The sequence below is a fragment of the Streptomyces sp. NPDC032161 genome (genome assembly GCF_040636995.1).
Classification (GTDB): Bacteria; Actinomycetota; Actinomycetes; order Streptomycetales; family Streptomycetaceae; genus Streptomyces.
Genome location: NZ_JBEZVN010000001.1, coordinates 638,542 through 662,732, shown reverse-complemented (window position 1 = coordinate 662,732; position 24,191 = coordinate 638,542). Strand labels below are relative to the sequence as shown.

Genomic DNA, 24,191 nt, shown 5'->3' with positions numbered 1-24,191 from the left:
CTGGGCCAGGAAAGTTACGACGGTTCACCCCTTTCGGTGGTGCGACGGACAACCGTCCGTCGCGCCACCGGCGCATCCGCTTACGGTCGTGCCGCTGTGAGTCGACGTGCCGACGGAGGCCGTCCACAAGGGAGATCGGGGGTGCGCCCGTGCGAATCGGATTCCTCACCGACGATGGTCGTCCGTGCGCGACTGGTGAGTCCGGGCTCTGGTGCGACCGCCTGGTGCGCGGGCTCGCCCCGCACGAGTTCGCTCTCTTCGTGCTCAACCGCGCGGCCGACCAGGAGGAATGGGCCCGGGAGCCGTTCCCGGCGAACGTCCGACAGGTACGGACGGCCCCGCTCTGGACGCCCGACGAGGACGCCCTGGGCAGGCACACCCCCGGCTCGCTGCTCAGCCGGATGACGACGGGCCGGCGCGGACGCGCGTACGGACGGCGTGAACGGCGGCGCTTCACGGCGCACTTCACGGCGCTCGCCACCTCGATCTGCGCGGCGCGCGTGCTGGACGTCGAGGAGCGCGCGCTCGGCGGTGCGACGGGAGCGCCGGGCGGGGCGGGCGGCCCTGGGGGCGTGAGCGCGGGAGCGGGCGCTGTCGGCTGCGCGCACGCGTACGCCGGTGCCATGGACGAGGGCTTCGCCGAAGGGCTGTACGGGCTCGCCGAACTGGCCCGCGAACACGGCGGTCTGCCCGCGGCCCTCCGCTCGGAAACGGCGCTGCGCGTACTCGAAGCCGCCTGCCGTGCCCCGGGCAGCGGGAGCACCGTCCGGACCGCCGTCGTCGCCGACCTCCTCGACCTCGCCCGCGAGATCGAGGAACTGCTGCGCCCTCTCTCGCTCGACTGGTACGACGACCTGGGCCTCGGCGCGGTCGACCTCTGTCATGCCGCAGTCGGCGGTGTCACGGCGCTTCCGGGACTGCTGGCCAAGCACTTCTTCGGCGTGCCCCTGCTGGTCACCGAACACGGCGCACGGCTGCGGGCGCACTACCTCGCCACAGCCCGAACGCCCCTGAGCGCGCCGGTGCGCGCCGTGCTCGCGGGCTTCCACCGACGGTTCGCCGCCGAGGTGTACCGGCAGGCCGCACTCATCACCCCCGGCGACACCCACGCCCGACGCTGGCAGGAGCGATGCGGTGCCGGACGCGAGAAGCTGCGCACCGTCCACCCCGGTCTGGACCCCGCCCGGTTCGCGACGCTGGGGGAGAGCGGTGACGGCGGTCCCGACGACACGCTCGTCTGGGTCGGCCGCGTCGAACCCGCCAAGGACCTGGTGACATTGCTGCATGCCTTCGCGGAGGTACGGAAGGCCGAGCCGGGCGTCCGGTTGCGGATCGTCGGCGCGGTGGCGCCGGGACCGGAGGGCGCCGACCATCTCGCGCGGTGCCGGGCGCTGGCCGCCCGGCTCTTCCCGGACGAGGCGGCGGACGCGCACGCCGTCGACGACGGCCCGGTCTCCTTCCAAGACGGCCCGGCTTCCTTCCAAGACGGCCCGGTCTCCTTCCAAGGCGGCCCGGTCTCCTTCCACGAACTCGGCGGGGCCGAGGTGCCGGACGTCGTGGACGCCTATGCCGCCGCCGGGGTCCTCGTCCTGTCCAGCATCGTCGAGCACTTCCCCGACACCCTCGTCGAGGCGATGTTCTGCGGGCGGGCCACGGTGTCGACGGACGTCGGCGCGGTGGTCGAGGTCGTCGGCGGCACAGGACTCGTCGTGCCCCCGCGCAACCCCAAGGCGCTCGCCGATGCCTGTCTCGCGCTGCTGCGTGACCCCGAGCGCCGTGCACGGCTCGGTGCGGCGGCGCGCGCGAGGGCGCTCGAACTCTTCACCGTCGAACAGAATCTCGCCGCGTTTCGCGGCATCTATCTGGAGCTGATCTCACGCGTCCCGGGGCGCAGGGAGGACGAGACGGTGGCCGCCGACGGCCGCCCGCGCCCGTTCGCCACCCCGCCAGAGGCGCATGTCCCGGGTCCGTGGACGGCCTCGGGGGCCCTCCACGCGGAGCCCGTCGGCCGTACGCCCGGCTGGGCCTTCGGGCCCCGGACCGTCTGCGCGGGTGCACGGGGAGCGGGTGACGGCGATGCGTGAACGAGGAACGAGCCGACGGAACCGCGGCGGCGAGCAGAACCGCGGCAGCGGGCCGGTGCGGGACGCCGCAGTGGGCGACGATCACGGAGGAGAGACGATGAGCCGCCCGATCGACCAGATCGAGGTGTCCGGCGCAGCCGCCGCATCCGCCATCGGGTCCGGCGCTGGATCCGCCACCGGTTCCGGCGTGGGGTCCGTCGCGGGCGGAAGCCGGGACCTCCGCTCGGGGGAGACGGCTGCCGGGCTCGTCCCAGGAACCGAGCGGGGCCGCGCTGCCCCGTTACGAGTCGCCGCCTCCGCGTCACGGACGACCGGTCGGCACACCGCGGGAGTCGGGGCCGACGCGTCGCGCGCCCCGGAGATCGCCCACCCCGTCCCGGCGCACCCGCGCGCCGTCGTGCGCCGGGGTTCCGCCGAACCGGTCGGAGGTTCCGCCGACCCGGTGAAGGCGTTGATGCGCCGCCACCGAGCCCTGTGTCAAAGGGCCGTGGACCCGTTGGAGATCGCCGCCGGGCTCGAAACCCATGGCGTGACCGACCGGGTCGCCGCCCGCTACCGGCACCGGGACGTCTTCTCGCTCGCCGAGGAACTCTTCGCCCGGGTGCCCGCCGTTGCGGAGGAGCCCGCGACCGCGCGCCGCCCGTCGGCGCGCGACATCGCGACGCGTGCTGCCTGGACGCTCCGCGCACTCGTGCCCGGCGTCGTCTCTGTGGCCACCCTTGGGGCGCTGAGGCTGACCGAGGGGGCGCTCGACGGCCGGGGGCGGCTCGCGATCGGCCTCGCCGGAACGCTCCTCGTGGTCATCGGTCTCGCTCTCGCCCTGCGCGTAGGCCCCCTGCGGGTGGCGGGCGGGTCCACGGCCGCCGCCCGTGCGTACGGCTGCTGGCTGCTCGGCTTCGCCCTGTACGGCGACGCCCTGCTCCACCAGGTGCTCAGCGGTGGCCCGGAAGGCCCGTGGGCGCTCACCCCGGCACCCCTGGCGGGGCTGGCCCTCTCCGTCGCCCCGGCCGCCTGGTGCGCGCACCTCTTCTCCGTACGCGCACACCGAGCCCTCGCGGTCAGCCGGACGCGGAAGCAGTTCTCCGCGGGCGTGCGCCCCCTGCTGTTCGGCGCCGTCGCGCTCCACCTCTGCGTTCTCGCCGCGCTGCTCCACCTCGCGTACCTGGGGTTCGGTGGCGGCGGGTTCGCCGGGGCGGCCGCGCTCGGGGCGCTGCTCCTGGCGGCCCGGCTGCTGACCGTGCACGGCCACCCCGAACCCGCGACGGCGGCGCTGGCCGCCGCCTGCGCCGTCGAGCTCCTGGCGCCCGCCCTGGTCATGACCGGGCGGCTGCCCGGTCTGCACGCCCTCGCCCGTCCCGTCGACGTCCTGGTCGCCACCGCCGGCACCGGGGCCGTACCCGCCCTCGCCTGTGGCACGGCCGCGCTCGCGCTGCTGATCACCGCAGCCGTCGTCCTTCCCCGGGCCTCCGCCCACGCCATCGACCGGCCGGACGCCACGGAAGCCATGGACACCACGCATGCCATGGCGCGACCGGACGATTCGGCCCTTGCCGCGGGCCGGCCGGACGACGCGGTGCATGCGACGGACCGGCCGGACGGATCGGCCCGGGTCACCGATGGGGCCCAGGTCGCCGATGGGGCCTGCGCCACCGATGGGGCGGGCGGCGACTCGGCCCGGCCCATCGCGTAACCGAAGCTCCCGGCCCGCTCCCGCGGCGCCGGGCCACGAACCACCCCCCCACATACGAACCACTGGACCACGCGCATGCCCCGCGGAGCCGACGCCGCGGGTCCCGCGCCCCACCCCGTTCCACTTCCCGAAGGAGACACCGGACATGACCCCCCAAACCCCCGCACCGGCAGCCGGCCGTCGGCACCGAGGGGGCGCACGATGAGGGTGCTGCTGCTCGGAGCCAACGGATTCCTCGGCCGGTTCGTCGCCGACCGGTTGCTCGCCGATCCCGCCGTGCACCTCACGGCGCTGGGCCGCGGCGACGACGCCGACGTACGGTTCGACCTCGCCACCGGCAGTCCCGGGGCGCTGACCCGCTTCCTGGACGCCGTCCACCCCGGAGTCGTCGTCAACTGCGCCGGCGCCACCCGCGGCGGAGCGCGCGACCTGACCCGGCACAACACGGTCGCCGTCGCCACCGTCTGCGAGGCGATGCGACGCAGCGGTTGTACGGCCCGGCTCGTCCAGCTCGGCTGTGCCTCGGAGTACGGGCCCTCGCAGCCCGGTTCGTCGACCGCGGAGGACGCGCTCCCGCGCCCCGGCGGCCCGTACGGCGTCAGCAAGCTCGCCGCCACCGAACTCGTCCTCGGCTCCGGCCTCGACGCGGTCGTGCTGCGGGTCTTCTCCCCGGTCGGTCCCGGCACCCCGGCCGGTTCCCCGCTCGGCAGGCTCGCCGAGGCGATGCGCCGGGCCATGCAGTCCGGCGACGGCGAACTGAAGCTCAGCGGCCTCGGCGTGCAGCGCGACTTCGTCGACGTGCGCGACGTCGCGCGCGCCGTGCACGCCGCCTCGCTCTCCGCCGCGCAGGGGGTCGTCAACATCGGTACCGGCCGTGCCGTGCGCCTCCGGGACGCCGCCGCCGTCCTGGCCAGGGTCGCCGGGTACGGGGGCGCACTCCACGAACTGGACGCGCCCCCGCCCCGGCTGCCCATCGGCGCCCCGCGCACCTCCAGCGAGTCGCTCATCGAGCACCTCTCGGCGACCCCGTCCCCCTATCCGGACGGCTGCGGCGCCTGGCAGCAGGCCGACGTCCGCACCGCCAGGGACCGGCTCGGCTGGCGCCCCCGGATCAATCTGGAGGAGTCCCTCGCCGACATCTGGATGGAGGCGGCGTGCCGTATCTGACCTCGGTCGGCACCGCCCGCAGGACCGGTGGCGCCACACCGCTCGGCTTCGGCGTACCCGGGTACGCGCACCCGCTGCTCGCCCCCACGGAGTGGGCCGAACTCACCCGCCCCGGCACCCCGCTGCACTGGGCCGTCCTCAACATCGACGACGGCCCCGGCGCCCGGCCCGACCCGCACTGCCTGGAGGCGGCGGGCCGCCTGCGCAACGCGCGGGAGCGCGCGCTGCACGGCGACGCCCCGCACGACTCCGTACGGGCGGCGGGCGGCCGGCTGCTCGGGCACCTCGACCTGGCCTTCGGCAGCCGTCCCTTCGGGGACCTGATGGCCGACGCGCAGTCCTTCCTGAGCTGGTACCGCGTCGACGGCTTCTACCTCGGCCGGTGCCCGTCCGAGCGGGCCGAACTCCCGGCCGTCCGCCGCCTCACCAGCACCCTCGCCACCCTCCTCGAACACGGCACGCACGGCGGGTCCGGCGACGGGACGGGAAGCGACGGGGCGTACGGCGAAGGCACCGGGGGTGGCGCAGGCACCGGGCACGGTGCGTACGGCCGAGGCGGCGGGCCGCTGGTGCTGGGCATCGGCACGCATCCGCATCCCGGCTACGCCGAGGCCGCCGACCAGTTGGTGACCTTCTCCGGGCCGTGGACGGACTACCGCTGGTCCCAGGTGGCGGAGTGGACCGCCGACTACCCGCCCGAGCGGTTCGCGCACTTCGTCCACGGTGTTCCGCGCACGCATCTCGACGAGGCCATGCGCATCGCGCGCTGGCAGGGCGCGGGCACGATCTTTTTCACGGACCGAGACGGTCAACACGGGCAGAATGACCCATTTGCGGCGCTGCCCAGTTACTGGGACGAAATCGTCTCGCGGATCGGACCGGGTAACTCGGAATGAGAAAGGGCGTGGCAGTGTTACGGGAAGAACAACCGTACGCAGATGAAGTACGTAGAAACCGACCACCTGCATTGTTGAGGTCCCTGTGTCGCTGCCACCCCTGGTCGAGCCAGCTGCTGAGCTCACCGTCGACGAGGTCCGCAGGTACTCCCGCCACCTGATCATCCCGGATGTCGGGATGGACGGGCAGAAGCGGCTGAAGAACGCGAAGGTGCTGTGCGTCGGGGCCGGCGGTCTCGGTTCCCCGGCCCTGATGTACCTGGCCGCCGCCGGTGTCGGCACGCTCGGCATCGTGGAGTTCGACGAGGTCGACGAGTCGAACCTGCAGCGCCAGATCATCCACAGTCAGTCCGACATCGGCCGTCCCAAGGCCGAGTCCGCCAGGGACTCGGTCCTCGGCATCAACCCGTACGTGAACGTGGTGCTGCACGAGGGTCGGCTCGAGGCCGACAACGTGCTGGAGATCTTCGCGCAGTACGACCTGATCGTGGACGGCACGGACAACTTCGCCACCCGCTATCTGGTCAACGACGCGGCGGTGCTGCTGAACAAGCCGTACATCTGGGGTTCGATCTACCGGTTCGACGGTCAGGCGTCCGTGTTCTGGTCCGAGCACGGCCCCTGCTACCGCTGCCTCTACCCGGAGCCGCCCCCGCCGGGCATGGTCCCCTCCTGCGCCGAGGGCGGTGTGCTCGGGGTGCTCTGCGCCTCGGTCGGTTCCATCCAGGTCACGGAGGCCATCAAACTGCTCGCCGGCATCGGTGACCCGCTGGTCGGCCGGTTGATGATCTACGACGCCCTGGAGATGCAGTACCGCCAGGTCAAGGTCCGCAAGGACCCCGACTGCGCGGTCTGCGGCAAGAACCCCACGGTCACCGAGCTCATCGACTACGAGGCGTTCTGCGGCGTGGTGTCGGAGGAGGCCCAGGAGGCGGCGGCCGGTTCCACGATCACTCCCAAGCAGCTGAAGGAGTGGATCGACGCGGACGAGAAGATCGAGATCATCGACGTCCGCGAGCCCAACGAGTTCGAGATCGTCTCGATCCCGGGCGCCCGGCTGATCCCGAAGAACGAGTTCCTGATGGGCAACGCACTCCAGGACCTCCCGCAGGACAAGCGCATCGTCCTGCACTGCAAGACGGGTGTCCGCAGCGCCGAGGTCCTCGCGGTCCTCAAGTCGGCGGGCTTCGCCGACGCGGTGCACGTGGGCGGCGGCGTGATCGGCTGGGTCAACCAGATCGAGCCCGAGAAGCCGGTGTACTGAGCACCAAGCACCAAGCACCAAGCACCAAGCGCGAGGCACGATGCACGACGCATGAAGCCGAACGCTCCGGAGGGGCCGTCCGCATGTCGCGGATCGGCCCCTTCCGCGTACCGGGGTGCCGCGGTGCCCCCGTGCCCCGGGGATCTCTCGTACCCCGCCGCGTCAGGAACAGGTCGTGCCGTTCGCCGGGACCTTCCCGTCGAGGAAGTACGCGTCCACGGTCGATGTCACGCACGCGCTCCTGCCGTACGAGCCGTGTCCCTCGCCCTTGTTGGTGACCAGGACGCCGACACCCTCGCCCAGCGCGTCCGCCATCTTCCGCGCGCCCTCGTAGGGCGTGGCCGGGTCACCGGTCGTACCGACGACCAGCACCGGGGCGGCGCCCGGAGCGCTCACCTCCGGGTGGTCGTGCTCGCCCGCCACCGGCCACTGCGCGCACCAGCCGGCGGTGTCCCACGCCAGGAACGGGCCGAACACCGGGGACAGCTTCCGGAACTCCGGCAGCAGGGCCCTCGCCTCGGCCACCGTCGGCCGGGGCCTGCTGTCGGCACAGGAGACGGCGCGCTGCGCATGGCTCTGGGTGTCGTAGTGCCCGTTCTCGTCACGGCCGTTGTACGAGTCGGCCAGCTGGAGCAGCACGGTGCCCCGGCCACGCTTCTCCGCCTCGTCCAGCGCCCGGGTCAGGTAGGGCCAGCTGCTCTCGGAGTACAGCGGCGTGACGATGCCGGTGACGGCCAGCGACTCGGTGAGCTCGCGCCCGGAGTCGGTGGGCAGCGGCTTTTGGTCGATGCGTTCCAGCAGCCGGGCGATGCGCCGCGTCCCGGCCTTCGGGTCCTGGCCGCGGTCCTTGAAGTAGTTCTCCAACGCCCGTTGGAAGCCGGTCGCCTGGTTGCGGGCGTGCCCGACCGGGTCGGCGGTCGGGTCGACGACGGCGTCCAGCACGGTGCGTCCGACCTTCGAGGGGAAGAGGTGGGCGTACGTGCCGCCCAGTTCGGTGCCGTAGGAGATGCCGAAGTAGGTGAGCTTCTCGTCGCCGAGCACCTGCCGGATCAGGTCCATGTCGCGGGCGGCGTTCGACGTGCCGACGTACGGCAGGATCTTGCCGGAGCGGTGCGCGCAGCCCGCACCGAAATCCGTCGCGTCCTTCATGAACGCGGCCTCCTCCGCCGCCGTGTCGGGGGTCAGATCGATGTTCCGGAGGGCGCTCTCCTGCTTCTTGTCGGTGCGGCAGACGACACCGGCGCTGCGCGCGACCCCACGGGGATCGAAGCTCACCAGGTCGTAGCGGGAGTTGAGCTTTCCGTACCCGTACGACTCGGCGGCGCGCGGCAGTATCGAGACCCCGGAACCTCCGGGGCCGCCGAAGTTGAAGAGCATCGAGCCGAGACGACGGTCCTTGTCCCGGGCCTTCTTGCGGATCAATGCGATCCCGATCGTGTCGCCGTCCGGTCTCGCGTAGTCGAGCGGTACGTCCACGATCGCGCAGCGCCAGTCACCGCCGGGCGCGCTGCCGCCCTCGGGGGCCGTGCAGCGCTTCCAGTCCGGCCGCTGCGAGGTGAGGGCGGCGGACAGGGCGGGCGGGGGCGACGGGGTGTCCGGCGTGGCGGAGGACGATCCGGGCGGTGCGGCGGAGGACGGCGCGGACGCGGCGCCGCGCTCCGCCCCTCCGGCCGCTTTGCCGTCCTCGCTGGTGCCGCAGCCCCCGAGCAGCCCTGTCAGCAGCAGCGCGGCCCCGGCCAGCGCCCCGGCCCGTACGTGTCCGACCACGATTTCGCCCTCCCCTGTGTGCCGCGTTCCGTGTGTGCCGCGCCCGTGTTCGGGGGTGCGTCTGCGGCACGAACACCGTACGGGAGAGGTCCGACAGGCCGTTCGACGGCAGCGGACGGAGGTCGGTCGGGCGACGGAGGACAGGAGGACGCACGGCGGCGGGCGGGCCGGGCGACGGAGAACGGGCGGACGCACCGCGGCGGGCGGAGGTCGGGCTACGGAGGACGGAGGGGCGCACGACGGCACCCGGGCGACGGCGGACTGGTCCGGGCGACGGAGAACGAGCGGACGGCTACTTGCAGACGGTCCCGGCGGCGGGCACCCTGCCGTTCATCAGGTAGTCGCCGACGGCCTTCTGCACACAGGCGTTGTTGCTGTTGTACGCGCCGTGCCCCTGTCCCTCGTACGTCATCTGCACGCCGACGCCCTTGCCCAGGGCGTTGGCCATGGCCCTTGAACCCTGGTACGGGGTGGCCGGGTCGCCGGTGTTGCCGATGACGAGGATGGGGGGCGCGCCCGGGGCGCTGACGTCCGGGGTCTTCCAGGCGCCCGCCACCGGCCAGCCGGTGCAGCTCATCAGGCCCCAGCCCAGGTAGTCGCCGAAGATCGGCGAGGCGGCCCGGAACGACGGGAGTCTCGATTTCACCTGGTCGACCGTGAACCGCTGCTTGGAGTCGGCGCAACTGATGGCGGTGTTGGCGGACATCGAGTTGTCGTAACGGCCGTCCTGGGAGCGGCCGTTCAGCGAGTCGGCGAGGGCGAGGAGCAGCCCGCCGTTCCCGCCGTCGGCCTCGTCCACGCCCTGCTCCAGCAGGGGCCAGGTGGCCTTGGAGTAGAGGGACGCCGCGATGCCGGTGGTGGCCAGGGTCTGGGTGAGCTGCCGGGAGCCGAGTCCCGGGACGGGCTTCTTCTCCAGCCGGTCGAGCAGGTCGACGATCCCCTGTTCGATCTCCTTCGCGTTGGAACCGGGCAGCCTGCAGGCGTCCCCTCGGGCCGCGCAGTCCTTGGTGAAGCTGTCCAGCGCGAGCTGGAACCCCTTGGCCTGGCCGAGCGAGGACTGCTCGGCGTCCAGGGTCGGGTCGACCACCGCGTCCAGCACCGCCCGGCCGACGTTCTTCGGGAACAGGTGGGCGTAGACGCCGCCCAGTTCGGTGCCGTAGGACATGCCGAAGTAGTGGAGCTTCCTGTCGCCGAGCACCTGGCGCATCAGGTCCATGTCGCGGGCGGCGTCGGTGGTGCCGACGTAGGGGAGTTCCCTGCCGGAGTTCTTGTGGCAGGCCGCGGCGAACGTCTTGGTGTCCTTGATGAAGGCGTTGACCTCGGCGCTGGTGTCCGGGGTGCTGTCGGTCGCGTAGCGCGCGTCGAGCTGCCGGTCGCTCTCGCACGACACCCCGGCGCTGCGGCCGACCCCGCGCGGGTCGAAGCTGACCAGGTCGTAGCGGGCGCGGAGCTTCTCGTACGTGGTGCCGAAGGCGGGCAGGTCGGCGACGCCGGAGGCGCCGGGGCCGCCGAAGTTGAAGACGAGCGAGCCGATGCGCCGGGCCGGGTCCGCGGTCTTGGACCTGGCCCGGATGAGCGCCAGGTCGATCGTCGCGCCGTCGGGCCTGGCGTAGTCGAGCGGCGCCTTCATGGAGGCGCACTCCCAGCGGGTGCCGTCGGGCAGCGGGGCAGGGGCCTCCCCGCCGCCCTGCGCCGCGGACGGGGCGGGGCACGGCTTCCACATCAGCTTCTGGGACCCGAGGCCGCCGGGGCCACCGGTTGCCTCGGCGGCGTTCGCCGCGAGCGAAGGGTTGTTCCCGGGCCCGTCCGGGCCGCTGCCGTCACCGCTCTCCGAGCAGGCGGTGAGCGCGAGGGGCAGGAGCACGGTGGCCGTGGCGGCGAGAGCGGCGGCGCGCAGGGCGGGGGAGGTCCTCATGCTGCCCATCGTGCGGCGGGGGCGGGACCCGTGCACGGGACACCGGTCCAAGCGGGTGGCAGGCCCTCAGAGCGCGCCCTTGCGGGTCAGGTGGTTGAAGCAGAGCCAGCCCGGGAGCACCGGCAGCCACAGCGTCAGCAGCCGGTACAGCAGCACCGCCGGTGCCGCGACCTCCTTCGGCAGGCCGACCGCGATCAGCCCCAGCGTCAGCGCGCCCTCGACCGCGCCCATGCCGCCCGGGGTGGGCGCCGCCGACCCCAGCGCGTTGCCGGCCAGGAAGACCACCGCGATGCTCGCGTAGCTGAGCGTCGGTACGTCCGGACCGCTGAACGCCCGGATCGACGCGTCCAGGCACATCACGAACGTCCCGGTCAGCAGCAGCATCCCGCCGATGCCGGTCAGCAGCTTCTGCGGCCGCTGCACCACGTCGAGCATGCGCGGCACGACCCCGGCGAACAGCGACCGCACCCGCGTCACCACGAACTTCCGCAGGAACGGAACCGCCGTCACCACCAGCACCAGCACGGCGACCGTCAGCAGCCCGGCGATCACGGTCCTGGACGGTGTGAGCGAGGACGGCGTCTTCTCCGTGCCCGTGAGATACCCGAACGCGGCGAGCAGCAGGATGTGGCAGCCGAGCCCGAACAGCTGCGAGGCGCCGACGCTCGCCACCGCGAGCCCCGGGCGCACCCCGGCCCGTTGCAGGAACCTCGTGTTCAGCGCCACACCGCCGACCGCGGCCGGGGCGACGAGCTTCACGAAGGAACCGGCGACCTGCGCCAGCACGGTCCGCCCGAACGGCACCCGCTCCGGTACGAAGCCCAGCAGGCTCATCGCCGCCGCGACGTAGCTCAGCGCCGAGAAGCCGACCGCGGCCGCCACCCAGCCCCACTCCGCCTGCTCGACGACCGCGCCGAAATCGGCCTGGGTCACCTGTGAGATGAGGAAGTACGCGGCGATCGCACCGGCGATGCAACTGACCAGGGTCCGCGCCTTGATGCGCTCCAGGCGGACCGGCTCGACCGGCGCCTGCGGCCGGATGCGCAGCACCTGCCAGCGCATCTGGGAGAGCAGGTCCTCCTCGCGCGCGCCCTCCAGCGCCTCGTCCACGGCCCGCTTCTCGGCCTGCTTCTGCACGCGCAGCGACTTGCGCTCGGCCTTGCGCCCGCCCCTGGCGTCGGCCCTCCGCTCGGCCGCCCGCTCGTCCTCGTGGCGGGGCGCCGCGGCGGCGTGCTCGTCGTGCGCGGTCTGTTCCGGGGCCCTGGCGCGCTTGGCCGCGTCCGACGCCGCCAGTACCGCCTCGCGCTCGCGCTGCGAACGCTCCCGGGCGAGCCGCCGCAGCGTGGCCCGGGTGGAACGGCTCAGCGCGATCGGCTGGAGCAGCGGCAGACAGTCCGCCACCGCGTCGGGCCCCAGCACCTCCAGCGCACCGGCGACCGCCCGCTCGGCGCCCACCCGCAGCCCCGTGGTGGTCAGCAGCTGGGCGACGTCCATCCGCAGGACCAGATCCCCGGCCGCGATCTCGCCGCCGCGCAGATCGGTCACGAACACCGTGCCGGAACGATCCACCAGGATGGCGTCGCCCGTGAGCCTGCGGTGCGCGATCCGTCGCGACTGGAGCGCCCTCACCTGCCGCCAGGCGCCGCGCAGCAGCTCGTCGGTGATCTCCGAGTCCTCCAGCGCGTCCAGGGAACGGCCGCCGATGTGCTCGTACACCAGCATCACGGCGTCGGGCCCGAGCTCGGAGGTGGCGATCAGCTTGGGCGCGTTGGCCCCGGCGGCGATCGCCGCGTACGCGAGCAGCGCCTCCTGCTCCAGCGCCTGACGCAGCGACTGGATCGAACGGTTCTGGGTGATGCCGCGCAGGGTGAGTCTGCGCCACACCCGGTAGTAGAAGCCCTGGGCCTGCTGCTCGCGGTCGACGACCGTCACGTCGAGCGGCGGCCCGTCCTCCAGGGTGACCAGATAGCGGCGTCCCCGGTCGTTCTGGTCGCCGGAGTCGGGGGTGTCCTCGGCGCGCATCGCGGTGACCGGGTGGAAGCCGACCCGGCGCAGACCGGCCATCAGGTGCTGACCGGTCGGCCGCACGTTCGGCGAGCCGACCGCGTACAGCGTGCCGTACGCCACGGTCCAGCCGATCAGCACGGTGAGGACGATCGAGAACGGGGTGGTGAAGCCGCCCACCAGCATGGCGAACGCGTCGAGCAGCAGTACCACCCACAGCACGACGCGCCAGCGCGGCCGTCTCGCCATCCCGACGGCCGTCATGTACGCGATCACGGGGGCGAGATAGCCGTGCACGGGGTCGGTGAGCGCGTCCCCGGGCTGCGGCTGGGTCAGGGCGTCCTTGATGGTGCCGGGGGCGGACTCGGCCACCCAGAGGTCGGCGGCGAGCGTGACACCGTGCGCCAGTACGGCGGCGAGCACTCCGTCCGCGATCCGCAGCCCGTCGCGTTTGATCAGCCGCTCGATGGCGAAGACGACCGGAACGAGCAGGACGGCGATGCTGGAGACGAGCCCGGCGAGCTTGATCAGAGCGTCGGGCGCCTGGCCGGTGCCCTTGGTGATGTCCTGTTCGAGCCCGGCCGTGGTGCCGTGGGCGAACGCGGCGATCGCGAACAGGACGCTGATCGCCAGCACGCCGATGAGCAGCCGCATGAGGTCGGAGGGGCGGTGCACCCGGGCGGGGAGCAGCGGTTCGTCCCCCGAGACCCGCTCGGCCTGTTCCGCCGCGACGGTCGAGAGCGTCGAACCGGCCAGGCGTCCGGACGGCTCGGCGTCCCTGCCCGGCGTCTTCGGCGCGTCCGGTACCTGTGACATTTCCGGTGCTTCCGGTGCTTCTGGTGCTTCCGGTACTGCTGGGGTTTCCGGTGCTTGTGACGCTTCCTGTGTTTCCGGCGATTCCGGGTGCGGTTCGGCGTCAGGGGCGTCCGCCGCCTTCGGTGGCTGCACGCCCTGCTCCTTCATTGCCTCTGAGTGTTCTTCGTGTTCTCGTATCACCGGTCACCGCCCGCACGATGGTGGCACGGCCCGGCGACAGAGAAGGGCATCAGGGTGCACCGCGCGGACACGCGAAGCGCAACATACGCTCCTTTGCCCTCGCGCGCACGCCTTGTGAGCGGGCGCACGCCGGTCGGGGAGGGCTGTCGGTGGAGTACGGCAGGATGGCTCGGATGAGCCAACACCGGACAGGTGCCGAGGGAACGGACATGGACGAAACGGGCGCCGGGAGATCTCGTGGCGAAGGGCCGGCTGCCGGGGGATCGCGTGGCGAGGGACCGGGCGGCGCCGCGACGGGCGATGCTCGTGCGGCCGACGGGACCCCGGAGCATGCCGACGGGATCGCGGAGCGCGCCGACCAGATCCCGGAGCATGCCGACCGGATCCCGGAGTACGCGGAGCGGGTGCTCGATGTCGTCGACCTGATCCCACCCGGCCGTGTCATGACGTACGGGGACATCGCCGAATGGCTGGGGGACGGCGGTCCCCGCCAGGTCGGCCGGGTCATGGCGCTGTACGGGGGCGCCGTGCCGTGGTGGCGTGTGGTGCGGGCCGATGGGGCGCTGCTGCCCGGCCACGAACTGCGCGCACTGGACCACTACCGCGAGGAGAACACCCCGCTGCGCGAGGCGCCGCGCGGCGCGGAGGGCCATCTGCCGCGCCTCGACATGAAGCGGGCGCGGTGGGACGGCGTCATCGGCGATGCCGACGCGGACCGGGAAGAGGACAGAGGTGCTCACATCTGACAGCTTCGGCCATTCGGGGGCGCACCGGGCGTCGCCGGGCCCGTGCGATCCGTCCGACATCCGGCGGGGGACCCGCGCGGATGCCCGGAGAGACCGGCAGAACACGGAATGCGACGGGGCGTACGCCCGCGTACGTGACGTGCGACACGGTGGGGGTGTCGGCGGGGCGTGCGGCGGTGTGCGTGATGTGCGACACGGTTCGGCGGCCGACGGGCAGCGCCACCGCGCCCACCACGCGGACCGGCGCGCGTGATGCGACGCGCGAGGTGACGTGCGTCGGCGCGCGGGACGCAGTGGCGCGTGGTGCGACGCGTGCACGCGGGGCGAGGCCGATTGTGGTGCGTAACGTGACGAGTCGCGCAGTCGGCCCGCGCCGCGCCGCGCCCCCACTGGCGTAGCGTCGTCGGTCCGCGGCACGCGCCGCACCCTCGTCACCCGCACACCCACCCGCCCCCACCCGTACATCCACCAGGACCGGCGATCCACGTGAACTCCTCCACCACCCGACACAGTCCGCACCGTGAGGCACGACAGCGGACCACGGGCGCGTTCCGACTGGTGCGCACCCCGCCGGGTCCCGTGGACCCCCCTCTTCTGGACGCGGCGCAGCGTGCGGTGGTTGACCACCCCGGAGGAGCGCTCCTGGTGCTCGCCGGCCCCGGTACCGGCAAGACGACCACGCTCGTCGAGGCGGTCGCAGCCCGGGTGGCGAGCGGCCGCGACCCCGCCCGCATCCTGGTCCTCACCTTCAGCCGCAAGGCCGCCGTGGAACTGCGCGACCGGATGGCCGTCCGGATGGGGGCCGCCAGCAGTCCGCAGGCCACCACGTTCCACTCCTTCTGTTACGCCCTGGTCCGCGCGCACCAGGACGCCGACCTCTTCGCCGAACCGACGCGGCTGCTCTCCGGCCCGGAGCAGGACGTCACCGTCCGCGAGCTGCTGGCCGGCCAGCTCGAACTGGAGAAGGACGGCTTCCCGCACATCCGCTGGCCCGACGAGCTGCGGGCCTGCCTGACCACGCGCGGTTTCGCGGACGAGGTGCGGGCGGTGCTCGCCCGCAGCCGTGAACTGGGCCTCGGCCCGGACGCCCTGGCCGCCTTCGCCCGCCGCACCGGCCGACCGGACTGGGGAGCGGCGGCCCGGTTCCTGGCCGAGTACCTGGACGTGCTGGACGCCCAGGGGGTGCTGGACTACGCGGAGCTGGTCCACCGGGCCGTGCTGCTCGCGGAGCGCCCCGAGGTGGCGGCGTGGCTGACGGAGCGGTACGACGCGGTGTTCGTCGACGAGTACCAGGACACGGACCCGTCACAGGTAAGGCTGCTGCACGCGCTGGCCGGGAACCAGGGGACCGGGAGCGGCCGGGGAAGGGGGGCCGGGCACGGGTCCGCGGGCGGCCCGGGAGGCGGAGGCGGCCGGAGGGGCGGGAGCGGCCGGGACCTGATCGCCTTCGGCGACCCCGACCAGTCGATCTACGCGTTCCGGGGGGCCGATGTGAACGGCATCCTCGACTTCCCGGAGACGTTCCGCCGGGCGGACGGCACCCCGGCCCCGGTCGCCGTCCTCACCACCTCGCGCCGTTCCGGCGGCCGGTTGCTGGAGGCCACCCGGCTGCTCACCCGCCGGATGCCGCTGCCTCGGCTGCCCGTGGAGCAGGTACGCGCCCACCGGGACCTCGCCGCCGTCCGCGAGGGCGGCGAGGTGGAGGCGTACACCTATCCGACCGCCTCCACCGAGCTGGACAACATCGCCGATCTGCTGCGCCGGGCGCATCTGGAGGATGGCGTTCCGTGGAGCGAGATGGCGGTGCTCGTACGGGCCGGGGGCCGCACGATCCCCTCGCTCCGCCGGGCCCTGACCTCGGCCGGGGTCCCTCTGGAGGTCGACGGGGACGATCTCCCCCTGCGTCATGAACCGGCGGTCGCGCCCCTACTGACTGCCCTGCGCGCGGTCGCCACGGCGGCACTGCTCCGGGGTGCGCCGGGCACGGATGCCTCGGGTGCGGCGTCGGCGACCTCGGTGACGGCGGCGGCACCCGGGACGCCAGAGGCGTCAGAGGCGTCAGGGGTGTCAGGTGTGTCAGGGACGACGGAGGCGCACGCGGCGTCTTCGACGTCGGAGCCATGCGAGATGCCAGGGGCAGTAGGGGCAGCGGGGGCAGCAGAAGCACCAGAGCAACCGCAGGCGTCGGAGCAACCGGAGACACGGGCGGCACCAGAGACATCATCGGCACCGGCGTCACCAGTGGCATCGGCGGTGTCCTGGCTGGACACCGAGACCGCACTGTCCCTTCTTGCCTCCCCCCTCGGTTCCATGGACGCGGCCGACCTGCGCCGCCTCGGCCGGGCCCTGCGCGACGAGGAGCGGGCCGCCGGGAACCGCGTACCGCCCCCCTCCGGCGACCTGCTGGCCCGCGCCCTCGCCGAACCCGAACGGCTCGTCACGCACGACCCGGCGTACGCCCGCGGAGCCCAGCGCCTCGGCGCGCTCCTGCGCAAGGCGCGCGAGCTGCTCGAAGGCGGCGGTACGGCGGAGGAGGCGCTGTGGGAGCTGTGGGCGGGCACCCCGTGGCCGGCGCGCCTGGAACGCGCCGCGTTGCGTGGGGGAGCGGGCGGGCGCAACGCCGACCGTGACCTCGACGCCGTCTGCGCGCTCTTCGAGACCGCCGCCCGCGCCGAGGAACGCACCGGCGGACGCGGCGCGCTCAACTTCCTGGAAGAGGTGGACGCCCAGGACATCGCCGCCGACACCCTTTCCCGGCGCGCTCTGCGCCCCGACGCCGTACGGCTGATGACCGCACACCGCTCCAAGGGCCTGCAGTGGCGCCTGGTCGTCGTCGCGGGCGTGCAGGAGGGGCTCTGGCCGGACCTGCGCCGCCGGGGCTCGCTGCTCGAAGCGGACCGGATCGGCCGCGACGGCCTGGCCGAGCCGCTCACCCCCGGCGCCCTGCTCGCCGAGGAACGCCGCCTCTTCTACGTCGCCGCGACCCGTGCCCGCGAACGCCTCGTCGTCACCGCGGTCAAGGCGCCCTCCGACGACGGCGACCAGCCGTCCCGCTTCCTCACGGAACTCGGTGTCGAACCGCGCGATGTCACCGGCCGCCCGCGCCGCCCCCTCTCCGTCGCAGCACTCGTCGCCGAGCTCCGCGCCACCACCGTCGACCCGGACGCGTCCGAGGCCCTGCGCGAGGAAGCCGCCCGCCGCCTGGCCCGGCTCGCCTCGCTCTCCGACGACGAGGGCCGGCCCCTGGTGCCCGCGGCCCATCCGCACCGCTGGTGGGGCCTGAACGAGCCGACCCGTTCCACCGTCCCGCTCCGAGACCGGGACCGGCCCGTGGCCCTCTCCGGAAGCGCCCTGGACCAGCTCGCCAACACCTGTGCGCTCCAGTGGTTCCTCGGTCGCGAGGTCAAGGCGGACGCCCCGGCGACCGCGGCCCAGGGCTTCGGCAACGTCCTGCACGTGCTCGCCGACGAGGTCGCTTCCGGGCGCACCCCCGCCGACCTGGCCGTCCTGATGGAACGACTGGACTCGGTCTGGGACGGTCTCGCCTTCGACGCCCCCTGGAAGTCCCGGCAGGAGAAGGAACAGGCCCGGATCGCCCTCGAACGCTTCCTGCGCTGGCACGTCATGGACCGCGCCGGACGCACCCATGCCGCGAGCGAGCACGACTTCGACGTGACCCTGGAGGCGGGGGAGTACCGGGTACGCATCCGCGGTTCCATGGACCGGGTCGAGCGGGACGCCGAGGGCCGGGCGTACGTCGTCGACTTCAAGACCGGCAAGCAGTCGCCCACCAAGGACGAGGTCGCCCGTCACCCCCAGCTCGCCGTGTACCAGCTGGCCGTACGGGAAGGAGCGGTCGACGACGTCTTCGACGGCCACCGCCCCGGACCGGGCGGCGCCGAACTCGTACAACTGCGTCAGCCCGCCCCGAAGAAGGAGGGCGGCGACACCCTGCCGAAGGTGCAGGCCCAGGAGCCGCTCTCCGGCGAGTGGGTGTCCGATCTGCTGGCCACGGCGGCCGGCCGGGTCCTGGACGAACGGTTCACCCCCACGACGGGCGGGCACTGCACGCACTGCGCCTTCCGCGCCTCGTGCAGCGCGCAGCCGGAGGGCCGCCACATCGTGGAATGACCGGCGTTGTTCGACGACGACCGGTCGGTGCTCGGAAACAACCGGCAGTGATCGACAACGATCGGGGTCGGGCAACGCTCTGCGATGTCCAGGCACGGCTCGCCCCTGGTCGGCACGGCTCGCCCCTGGTCGGCACGGCTCGCCCCTGGTCGGCACGGCTCGCCCCTGGTCGGCACGGCTCGACCAGGGGCGCCGGGGTCCACCGGGGTCCGCCGGGATCCGACTGGTTCCGGCGGGGATCGAAGGGCTCGGCGCCGTACGTTGTCGGTGGGGCCGGTTAGCCTCGATCGGGTGTCCCCACGTATCACCGATCCCGAGCAGCTGAAGGAACTCCTCGGGATCCCGTTCACCCCGGAGCAGACGGCCTGCATCATCGCGCCGCCCGCCCCGCAGGTGATCGTCGCCGGAGCCGGGTCGGGGAAGACCACGGTGATGGCCGCGCGCGTGGTGTGGCTGGTGGGGACCGGACAGGTCGCTCCCGAGCAGGTCCTCGGGCTCACCTTCACCAACAAGGCGGCGGGCGAGCTCGCCGAACGCGTCCGCAAGGCCCTCGTGGCCGCCGGGGTCACCGACCCGGACGTCATCGATCCGGACGACCCGCCCGGCGAGCCGAGCATCTCCACGTACCACGCGTTCGCCGGCCGGCTTCTCACCGAACACGGACTGCGCATCGGGCTGGAGCCCACCACACGCCTCCTCGCCGACGCCACCCGCTATCAGCTCGCCGCCCGCGTACTGCGTGAGGCCCCCGGTCCGTACCCGGCCCTGACCAGGTCGTTCGCCACACTGGTCAGCGATCTGCTGGCCCTCGACGCCGAACTGGCCGAGCACCTCGTGCGGCCCGAGGAACTGGCGGAGTACGACACTGATCTGTTCCACACGCTCGAAACGGCCCGGCTCACCAACGCCGAGCTGCGCAAGATCCCCGAGACCGCGCGGGCCCGCCGCGAGCTGCTGGACCTGACCCGGCGCTACCGCGAGGCCAAGAGGAGCCGCGACCTCCTCGACTTCGGCGACCAGATCGCGCTCTCCGCCGAACTGGCACTGACCCGCCCGGAGGTCGGCACGATCCTGCGCGACGAGTTCCGGGTCGTGCTGCTCGACGAGTACCAGGACACCTCGGTCGCCCAACGGCTCCTGCTCTCCGCCCTCTTCGGCCGCCGACCGGACGCGGCGTCGGCGACCGCAGGGACAGGGGCGACGCGGACCGCGCGGATGGAAGCGGCGGGGACCACGTGGGCAGGCGCGACGGGGAACGGCCACCGGCAGACGGGGAACGGCCACCGGCAGACGGGGAACGGCCACCGGCAGACGGCGGACGCGGCAGGGAACGGCCACGGGCAGGCGGCGGACATGACGCCGACCGGCCACGGACGGACGGGGAACGGCCACGGGCAGGCGGCGGACGCGACGCCGACCGGCCACGCGGTCACCGCCGTGGGCGACCCCTGCCAGGCGATCTACGGCTGGCGAGGCGCCTCCGTCGCCAACCTCGACGACTTCCCGCTCCACTTCCCGCACGCCGACGGCACCCCCGCCACCCGCTATTCCCTCAGCGAGAACCGCCGCAGCGGCGGCCGGCTCCTCCACCTCGCCAACGGCCTCGCCGCGCCCCTGCGCGCCATGCACGAGGGCGTCGAGGCCCTGCGCCCCGCCCCGGGCGCCGAGCGCGACGGCACCGTCCGCTGCGCCCTGCTCCGCACCCACGACGAGGAGATCGACTGGATCGCCGACTCCATCGCCCACCTCGTCAGGACCGACGGGCACCCCGGCGAGATCGCCGTCCTGTGCCGCACCGCGGGCGATTTCCCGGAGATCCACGCCGCGCTGGTGGCCCGTGACGTCCCGGTCGAGGTCGTCGGCCTCTCCGGGCTGCTCCACCTGCCCGAGGTCGCCGACCTCGTCGCGGTCTGCGAGGTCCTCCAGGACCCGGGGGCCAACGCCTCCCTGGTCCGGTTGCTCACCGGCCCCCGCTGGCGGATCGGCCCCCGGGACCTGGCCCTCCTCGGCCGTCGCGCCCGCCTCCTCGTGCACCGCGCGGGCCACGGCGAGGAGGACGGTCCCGATCCCGAACGGCGTCTTGCCGAGGCCGTCGAAGGCACCGACCCGGCCGAAGTGATCTCGCTCGCCGACGCGCTGGACACCTTCCTCGAATCGGGCGGCGAGGCGGACGACGGGCTGCCGTTCTCCGCCGAGGCCCGCGTCCGCTTCGCCCACCTGGCCGCCGAACTGCGCGACCTGCGCCGCTCCCTGGCCGATCCCCTCATGGACGTGCTGCACCGGGTCCTCGCCACCACCGGCCTGGAGGTCGAGCTCTCCGCGTCGCCGCACGCGCTGGCCGCCCGCCGCCGCGAGACGCTGGCCAACTTCCTCGACGTGGCCGCCCGCTTCGCCTCCGTCGAGAGCGAGGCCACGCTCCTCGCCTTCCTGGGTTTCCTGCGCACCGCCGTCCAGTACGAGAAGGGCCTGGACAACGCCCTGCCCGGCGGCGAGAACACCGTCAAGGTCCTCACCGCGCACAAGTCCAAGGGCCTGGAGTGGGAGGTCGTCGCGGTGCCCGGACTGGTCGCCGGTCAGTTCCCCAGCGGCCAGTCCCGCGACGCCTGGACGTCCCAGCCCCAGGTCCTGCCGCACGCCCTGCGCGGCGACACGGCCACGCTCCCCGCCCTCGACTCCCCGGACGCCAAGGGGCTCAAGGGGTTCAAGGAAGCGATGAAGGAGCATCAGCACACCGAGGAGCTCCGCCTGGGCTATGTGACCTTCACCAGGCCCCGATCGCTGCTGCTGGGTTCCGGCCACTGGTGGGGGCCGACCCAGAAGAAGCCGCGCGGCCCGTCCGCCTTCCTGCACGCGCTGTACGAGCACTGTGCGGCCGGACACGGCGAGATCGAGGCATGGGCCGACGAACCGGCCGAGGGCGAGGAGAACCCCGCGCTGGAGGAGAAGCAGGCCGACCGGGCATGGCCGCTGCCCCTCGACGGCACCGCGCTGATCCGCCGCAGGGCCGCCGCCGAAACGGTCCTGGCGCATCTGGACGCCCTGACCGCGACGGAGGCCGACCCGGACGCGTACGGGACGCGGGCCGCCGCCCCGGATGCGCACGACGACCCGTACGGGAACGCCCCCTTCCCCGCCGACGAGCCGTATCCGGACGAGACGTCTCCGGAGGAGGCGTACCCCGACGAGATCTACCCCGACGGGGCCGAGGACTGGACCGACGACTGGGACGCCCTGTCGACGGAGCGCCCGCCCGCACCGGCCTCCGCACCCGCCTCCGCTCCGGGCACCGCCACCTCCGTCCCGGCGGCCCGTGCCCCCGAGCGCGCCGAGGAGGCCCCCCGTCCTCCCGAACCACGCCGCACCCCCGGGACGCACCGCCTCACCCCGGAGGAGGCCCGCGTGCTGGCCTCCTGGGACCGCGACCTCGACGCCCTCACCGGCGAACTGCGCCGCGCCCGCGCCACCGTGCGCGACGTCCTCGTACCCCCCGCGCTCTCCGCCACCCAACTGCTGAAGCTCGCGGACGACCCCGACGGCTTCGCACGGGAGCTGGCCCGTCCCATGCCGAGGCCACCACAGCCCGCGGCCCGCAGGGGCACCCGATTCCACGCCTGGGTGGAGTCCCGCTTCGAGGAGCTTCCCCTGCCCATGCTCGGCCCGGACGAGCTGCCCGGTGGTGACGAGAGCGAGGCCGAGATCGCCGACGAGCGGGATCTCGCCGCGCTCAAGGAGGCGTTCGAGCGCACCCCGTACGCCCGCCGCACTCCCCACCGAGTGGAGACCCCGTTCCAGATCACCCTCGCGGGCCGGGTGATCAGGGGGCGGATCGACGCCGTCTACCGCACCGGGGAGGACACGTACGAGATCGTCGACTGGAAGACCACCCGCACCCGCACCGCCGACCCCCTCCAGCTCGCGATCTACCGCCTGGCCTGGGCCGAACTGCACGATCTGCCCCTCACCGCCGTCACGGCCACGTTCCTGTACGTGCGCAGCGGCGAGACCGTACGGCCCGCCCGGCTCCCGGGCCGGGCGGAACTGGAGCGGATCCTGCTGGACGAGCCATCTCCCGACGGCCGATAGGCTCGACACCATGAGCGACACCCCGGACAGCGCCGTCCACACGTACACCGAGCAGCACCGCACAGCCTTCCTCGACGACCTCGCCTCCTGGCTGCGCATCCCGTCCGTGTCCGCCCAGCCGGAGCACGACGGGGACGTACGGCGCAGCGCCGAGTGGCTGTCCGCCAAGCTGCAGGAGACCGGCTTCCCGGTCACCGAGATCTGGGACACCCCCGGCGCCCCCGCCGTCTTCGCCGAGTGGCCGTCCGGCGACCCGGACGCCCCGACCGTCCTCGTCTACGGGCATCACGACGTGCAGCCCGCAGCCCGCCAGGACGGCTGGGACACCGACCCGTTCGAGCCCGTGATCCGCGACGGCCGCATGTACGGGCGGGGTGCCGCCGACGACAAGGGACAGGTGTTCTTCCACACCCTCGGTGTGCGGGCCCACCTCGCCGCCACCGGCCGTACCGCCCCCGCCGTCAACCTCAAGCTGCTGATCGAGGGCGAGGAGGAGTCCGGTTCGCCGCACTTCCGAGCCCTGGTCGAGGAACGGGCCGCCCGCCTCGCCGCCGACGCCGTGATCGTCTCCGACACCGGCATGTGGGACGAGAACACGCCCACGGTCTGTACGGGCATGCGCGGCCTCGCCGAGTGCGAGATCGAGCTGTACGGCCCCGAGCAGGACATCCACTCCGGTTCGTTCGGCGGCGCCGTCCCCAACCCCGCGACCGCCGTGGCCCGGCTCGTCGCCGCGCTGCACGACGCGGACGGCCGGATCGCGATACCCGGCTTCTACGACGGTGTGACGGGGCTCACCGAGGCCGAGCGCGCACTCTTCGCCGAACTCCCCTTCGACGAGGAGAGCTGGCTGCGCACCGCCAGGTCCCGGTCGGCGTCCGGAGAGGCCGGCTACTCCACGTTGGAACGCGTCTGGGCCCGCCCCACCGCAGAGGTCAACGGCATCGGCGGCGGCTACCAGGGCGCGGGCAGCAAGACGATCATCCCCTCCTCCGCCCTGGTGAAGATCAGCTTCCGGCTGGTCGCGGGCCAGGACCCCGACCACATCCAGCAGGTGGTCCGCGCCTGGGCCGAGGCCCGGATCCCGGCCGGCATCCGACACCGGATCACCTTCTCCCCGGCCACCCGCCCCTGCCTCACGCCGCTGGACCACCCCGCCCTGCGAGCGATCTCGCGCGCGATGGGACGAGCCTTCGGCCGGAAGATCCTCTTCACCCGCGAAGGCGGCTCGGGGCCCGCCGCCGACCTGCAGGACGTCCTCGGCGCCCCCGTTCTCTTCCTCGGCATCTCCGTCCCCTCCGACGGCTGGCACGCCCCCAACGAGAAGGTCGAACTGGACCTGCTGTTCAAGGGCGTGGAGACGACCGCCCACCTCTGGGGCGAACTGGCCGAGGCACTCCGTTGAGCTTTTCGCCGAGCCCTCTGAACACCCGAACCGTCCCGGGGAG

General features: G+C 73.3%; 12 protein-coding genes. 9 read left to right on the top strand and 3 right to left on the bottom strand.

Going from position 1 to position 24,191, the window contains the following annotated elements; all coding sequences use genetic code 11:
• Positions 1-149: 149 nt before the first annotated feature.
• The 5 genes from AB0E67_RS02740 (at position 150) to moeZ (ending at position 7,101) form a co-directional block, all read left to right on the top strand.
• Entirely contained in the window at positions 150-2,084 is a 1,935-nt protein-coding gene (locus AB0E67_RS02740) for a glycosyltransferase (RefSeq protein ID WP_362019973.1), read from the top strand.
• A 97-nt stretch (positions 2,085-2,181) separates the two neighbouring features.
• Positions 2,182-3,774, top strand: coding sequence for a hypothetical protein (locus AB0E67_RS02735; protein ID WP_362019970.1), 1,593 nt, complete (start codon positions 2,182-2,184; stop codon positions 3,772-3,774).
• A 201-nt stretch (positions 3,775-3,975) separates the two neighbouring features.
• Complete coding sequence (locus AB0E67_RS02730) at positions 3,976-4,941, top strand: NAD-dependent epimerase/dehydratase family protein (protein WP_362019967.1); 966 nt, start codon at positions 3,976-3,978, stop codon at positions 4,939-4,941.
• The gene (locus AB0E67_RS02725) at positions 4,929-5,837 is read left to right on the top strand and encodes a spherulation-specific family 4 protein (protein ID WP_362019964.1); all 909 of its coding nucleotides are present in this window, start codon (positions 4,929-4,931) and stop codon (positions 5,835-5,837) included. The genes AB0E67_RS02730 and AB0E67_RS02725 overlap by 13 nt, the downstream gene beginning before the upstream one ends.
• 85 nt (positions 5,838-5,922) lie before the next feature.
• Positions 5,923-7,101, top strand: a complete 1,179-nt coding sequence (moeZ, locus tag AB0E67_RS02720; protein WP_351524267.1) for an adenylyltransferase/sulfurtransferase MoeZ — start codon at positions 5,923-5,925, stop codon at positions 7,099-7,101.
• Between the two features lie 162 nt (positions 7,102-7,263).
• Here the strand turns inward: moeZ and AB0E67_RS02715 are convergent, their stop codons facing one another.
• From AB0E67_RS02715 to AB0E67_RS02705, 3 genes are all read right to left on the bottom strand, one after another.
• Positions 7,264-8,868, bottom strand: coding sequence for an alpha/beta hydrolase (locus tag AB0E67_RS02715; RefSeq protein WP_362019961.1), 1,605 nt, complete (start codon positions 8,866-8,868; stop codon positions 7,264-7,266).
• Positions 8,869-9,160: 292 nt separating this feature from the next.
• Positions 9,161-10,783: an alpha/beta hydrolase gene (locus AB0E67_RS02710; protein ID WP_362019959.1), complete on the bottom strand. Its 1,623-nt coding sequence runs from the start codon at positions 10,781-10,783 to the stop codon at positions 9,161-9,163.
• A gap of 66 nt (positions 10,784-10,849) precedes the next feature.
• On the bottom strand, positions 10,850-13,750 hold the full coding sequence (locus tag AB0E67_RS02705) for a lysylphosphatidylglycerol synthase transmembrane domain-containing protein (RefSeq protein WP_362019956.1): 2,901 nt from the start codon (positions 13,748-13,750) through the stop codon (positions 10,850-10,852).
• A 374-nt stretch (positions 13,751-14,124) separates the two neighbouring features.
• Between AB0E67_RS02705 and AB0E67_RS02700 the strand changes: the two genes are divergently transcribed.
• The 4 genes from AB0E67_RS02700 (at position 14,125) to AB0E67_RS02685 (ending at position 24,148) form a co-directional block, all read left to right on the top strand.
• Entirely contained in the window at positions 14,125-14,529 is a 405-nt protein-coding gene (locus AB0E67_RS02700) for an MGMT family protein (protein ID WP_362021420.1), read from the top strand.
• Positions 14,530-15,015: 486 nt separating this feature from the next.
• Positions 15,016-18,660 (top strand): ATP-dependent DNA helicase, encoded by a 3,645-nt coding sequence (locus AB0E67_RS02695; RefSeq protein WP_362019953.1) that lies wholly within the window; start codon positions 15,016-15,018, stop codon positions 18,658-18,660.
• A 291-nt stretch (positions 18,661-18,951) separates the two neighbouring features.
• The gene (locus AB0E67_RS02690) at positions 18,952-22,743 is read left to right on the top strand and encodes an ATP-dependent DNA helicase (RefSeq protein WP_362019950.1); all 3,792 of its coding nucleotides are present in this window, start codon (positions 18,952-18,954) and stop codon (positions 22,741-22,743) included.
• Between the two features lie 10 nt (positions 22,744-22,753).
• Complete coding sequence (locus tag AB0E67_RS02685; protein WP_362019947.1) at positions 22,754-24,148, top strand: dipeptidase; 1,395 nt, start codon at positions 22,754-22,756, stop codon at positions 24,146-24,148.
• Positions 24,149-24,191: the final 43 nt, after the last annotated feature.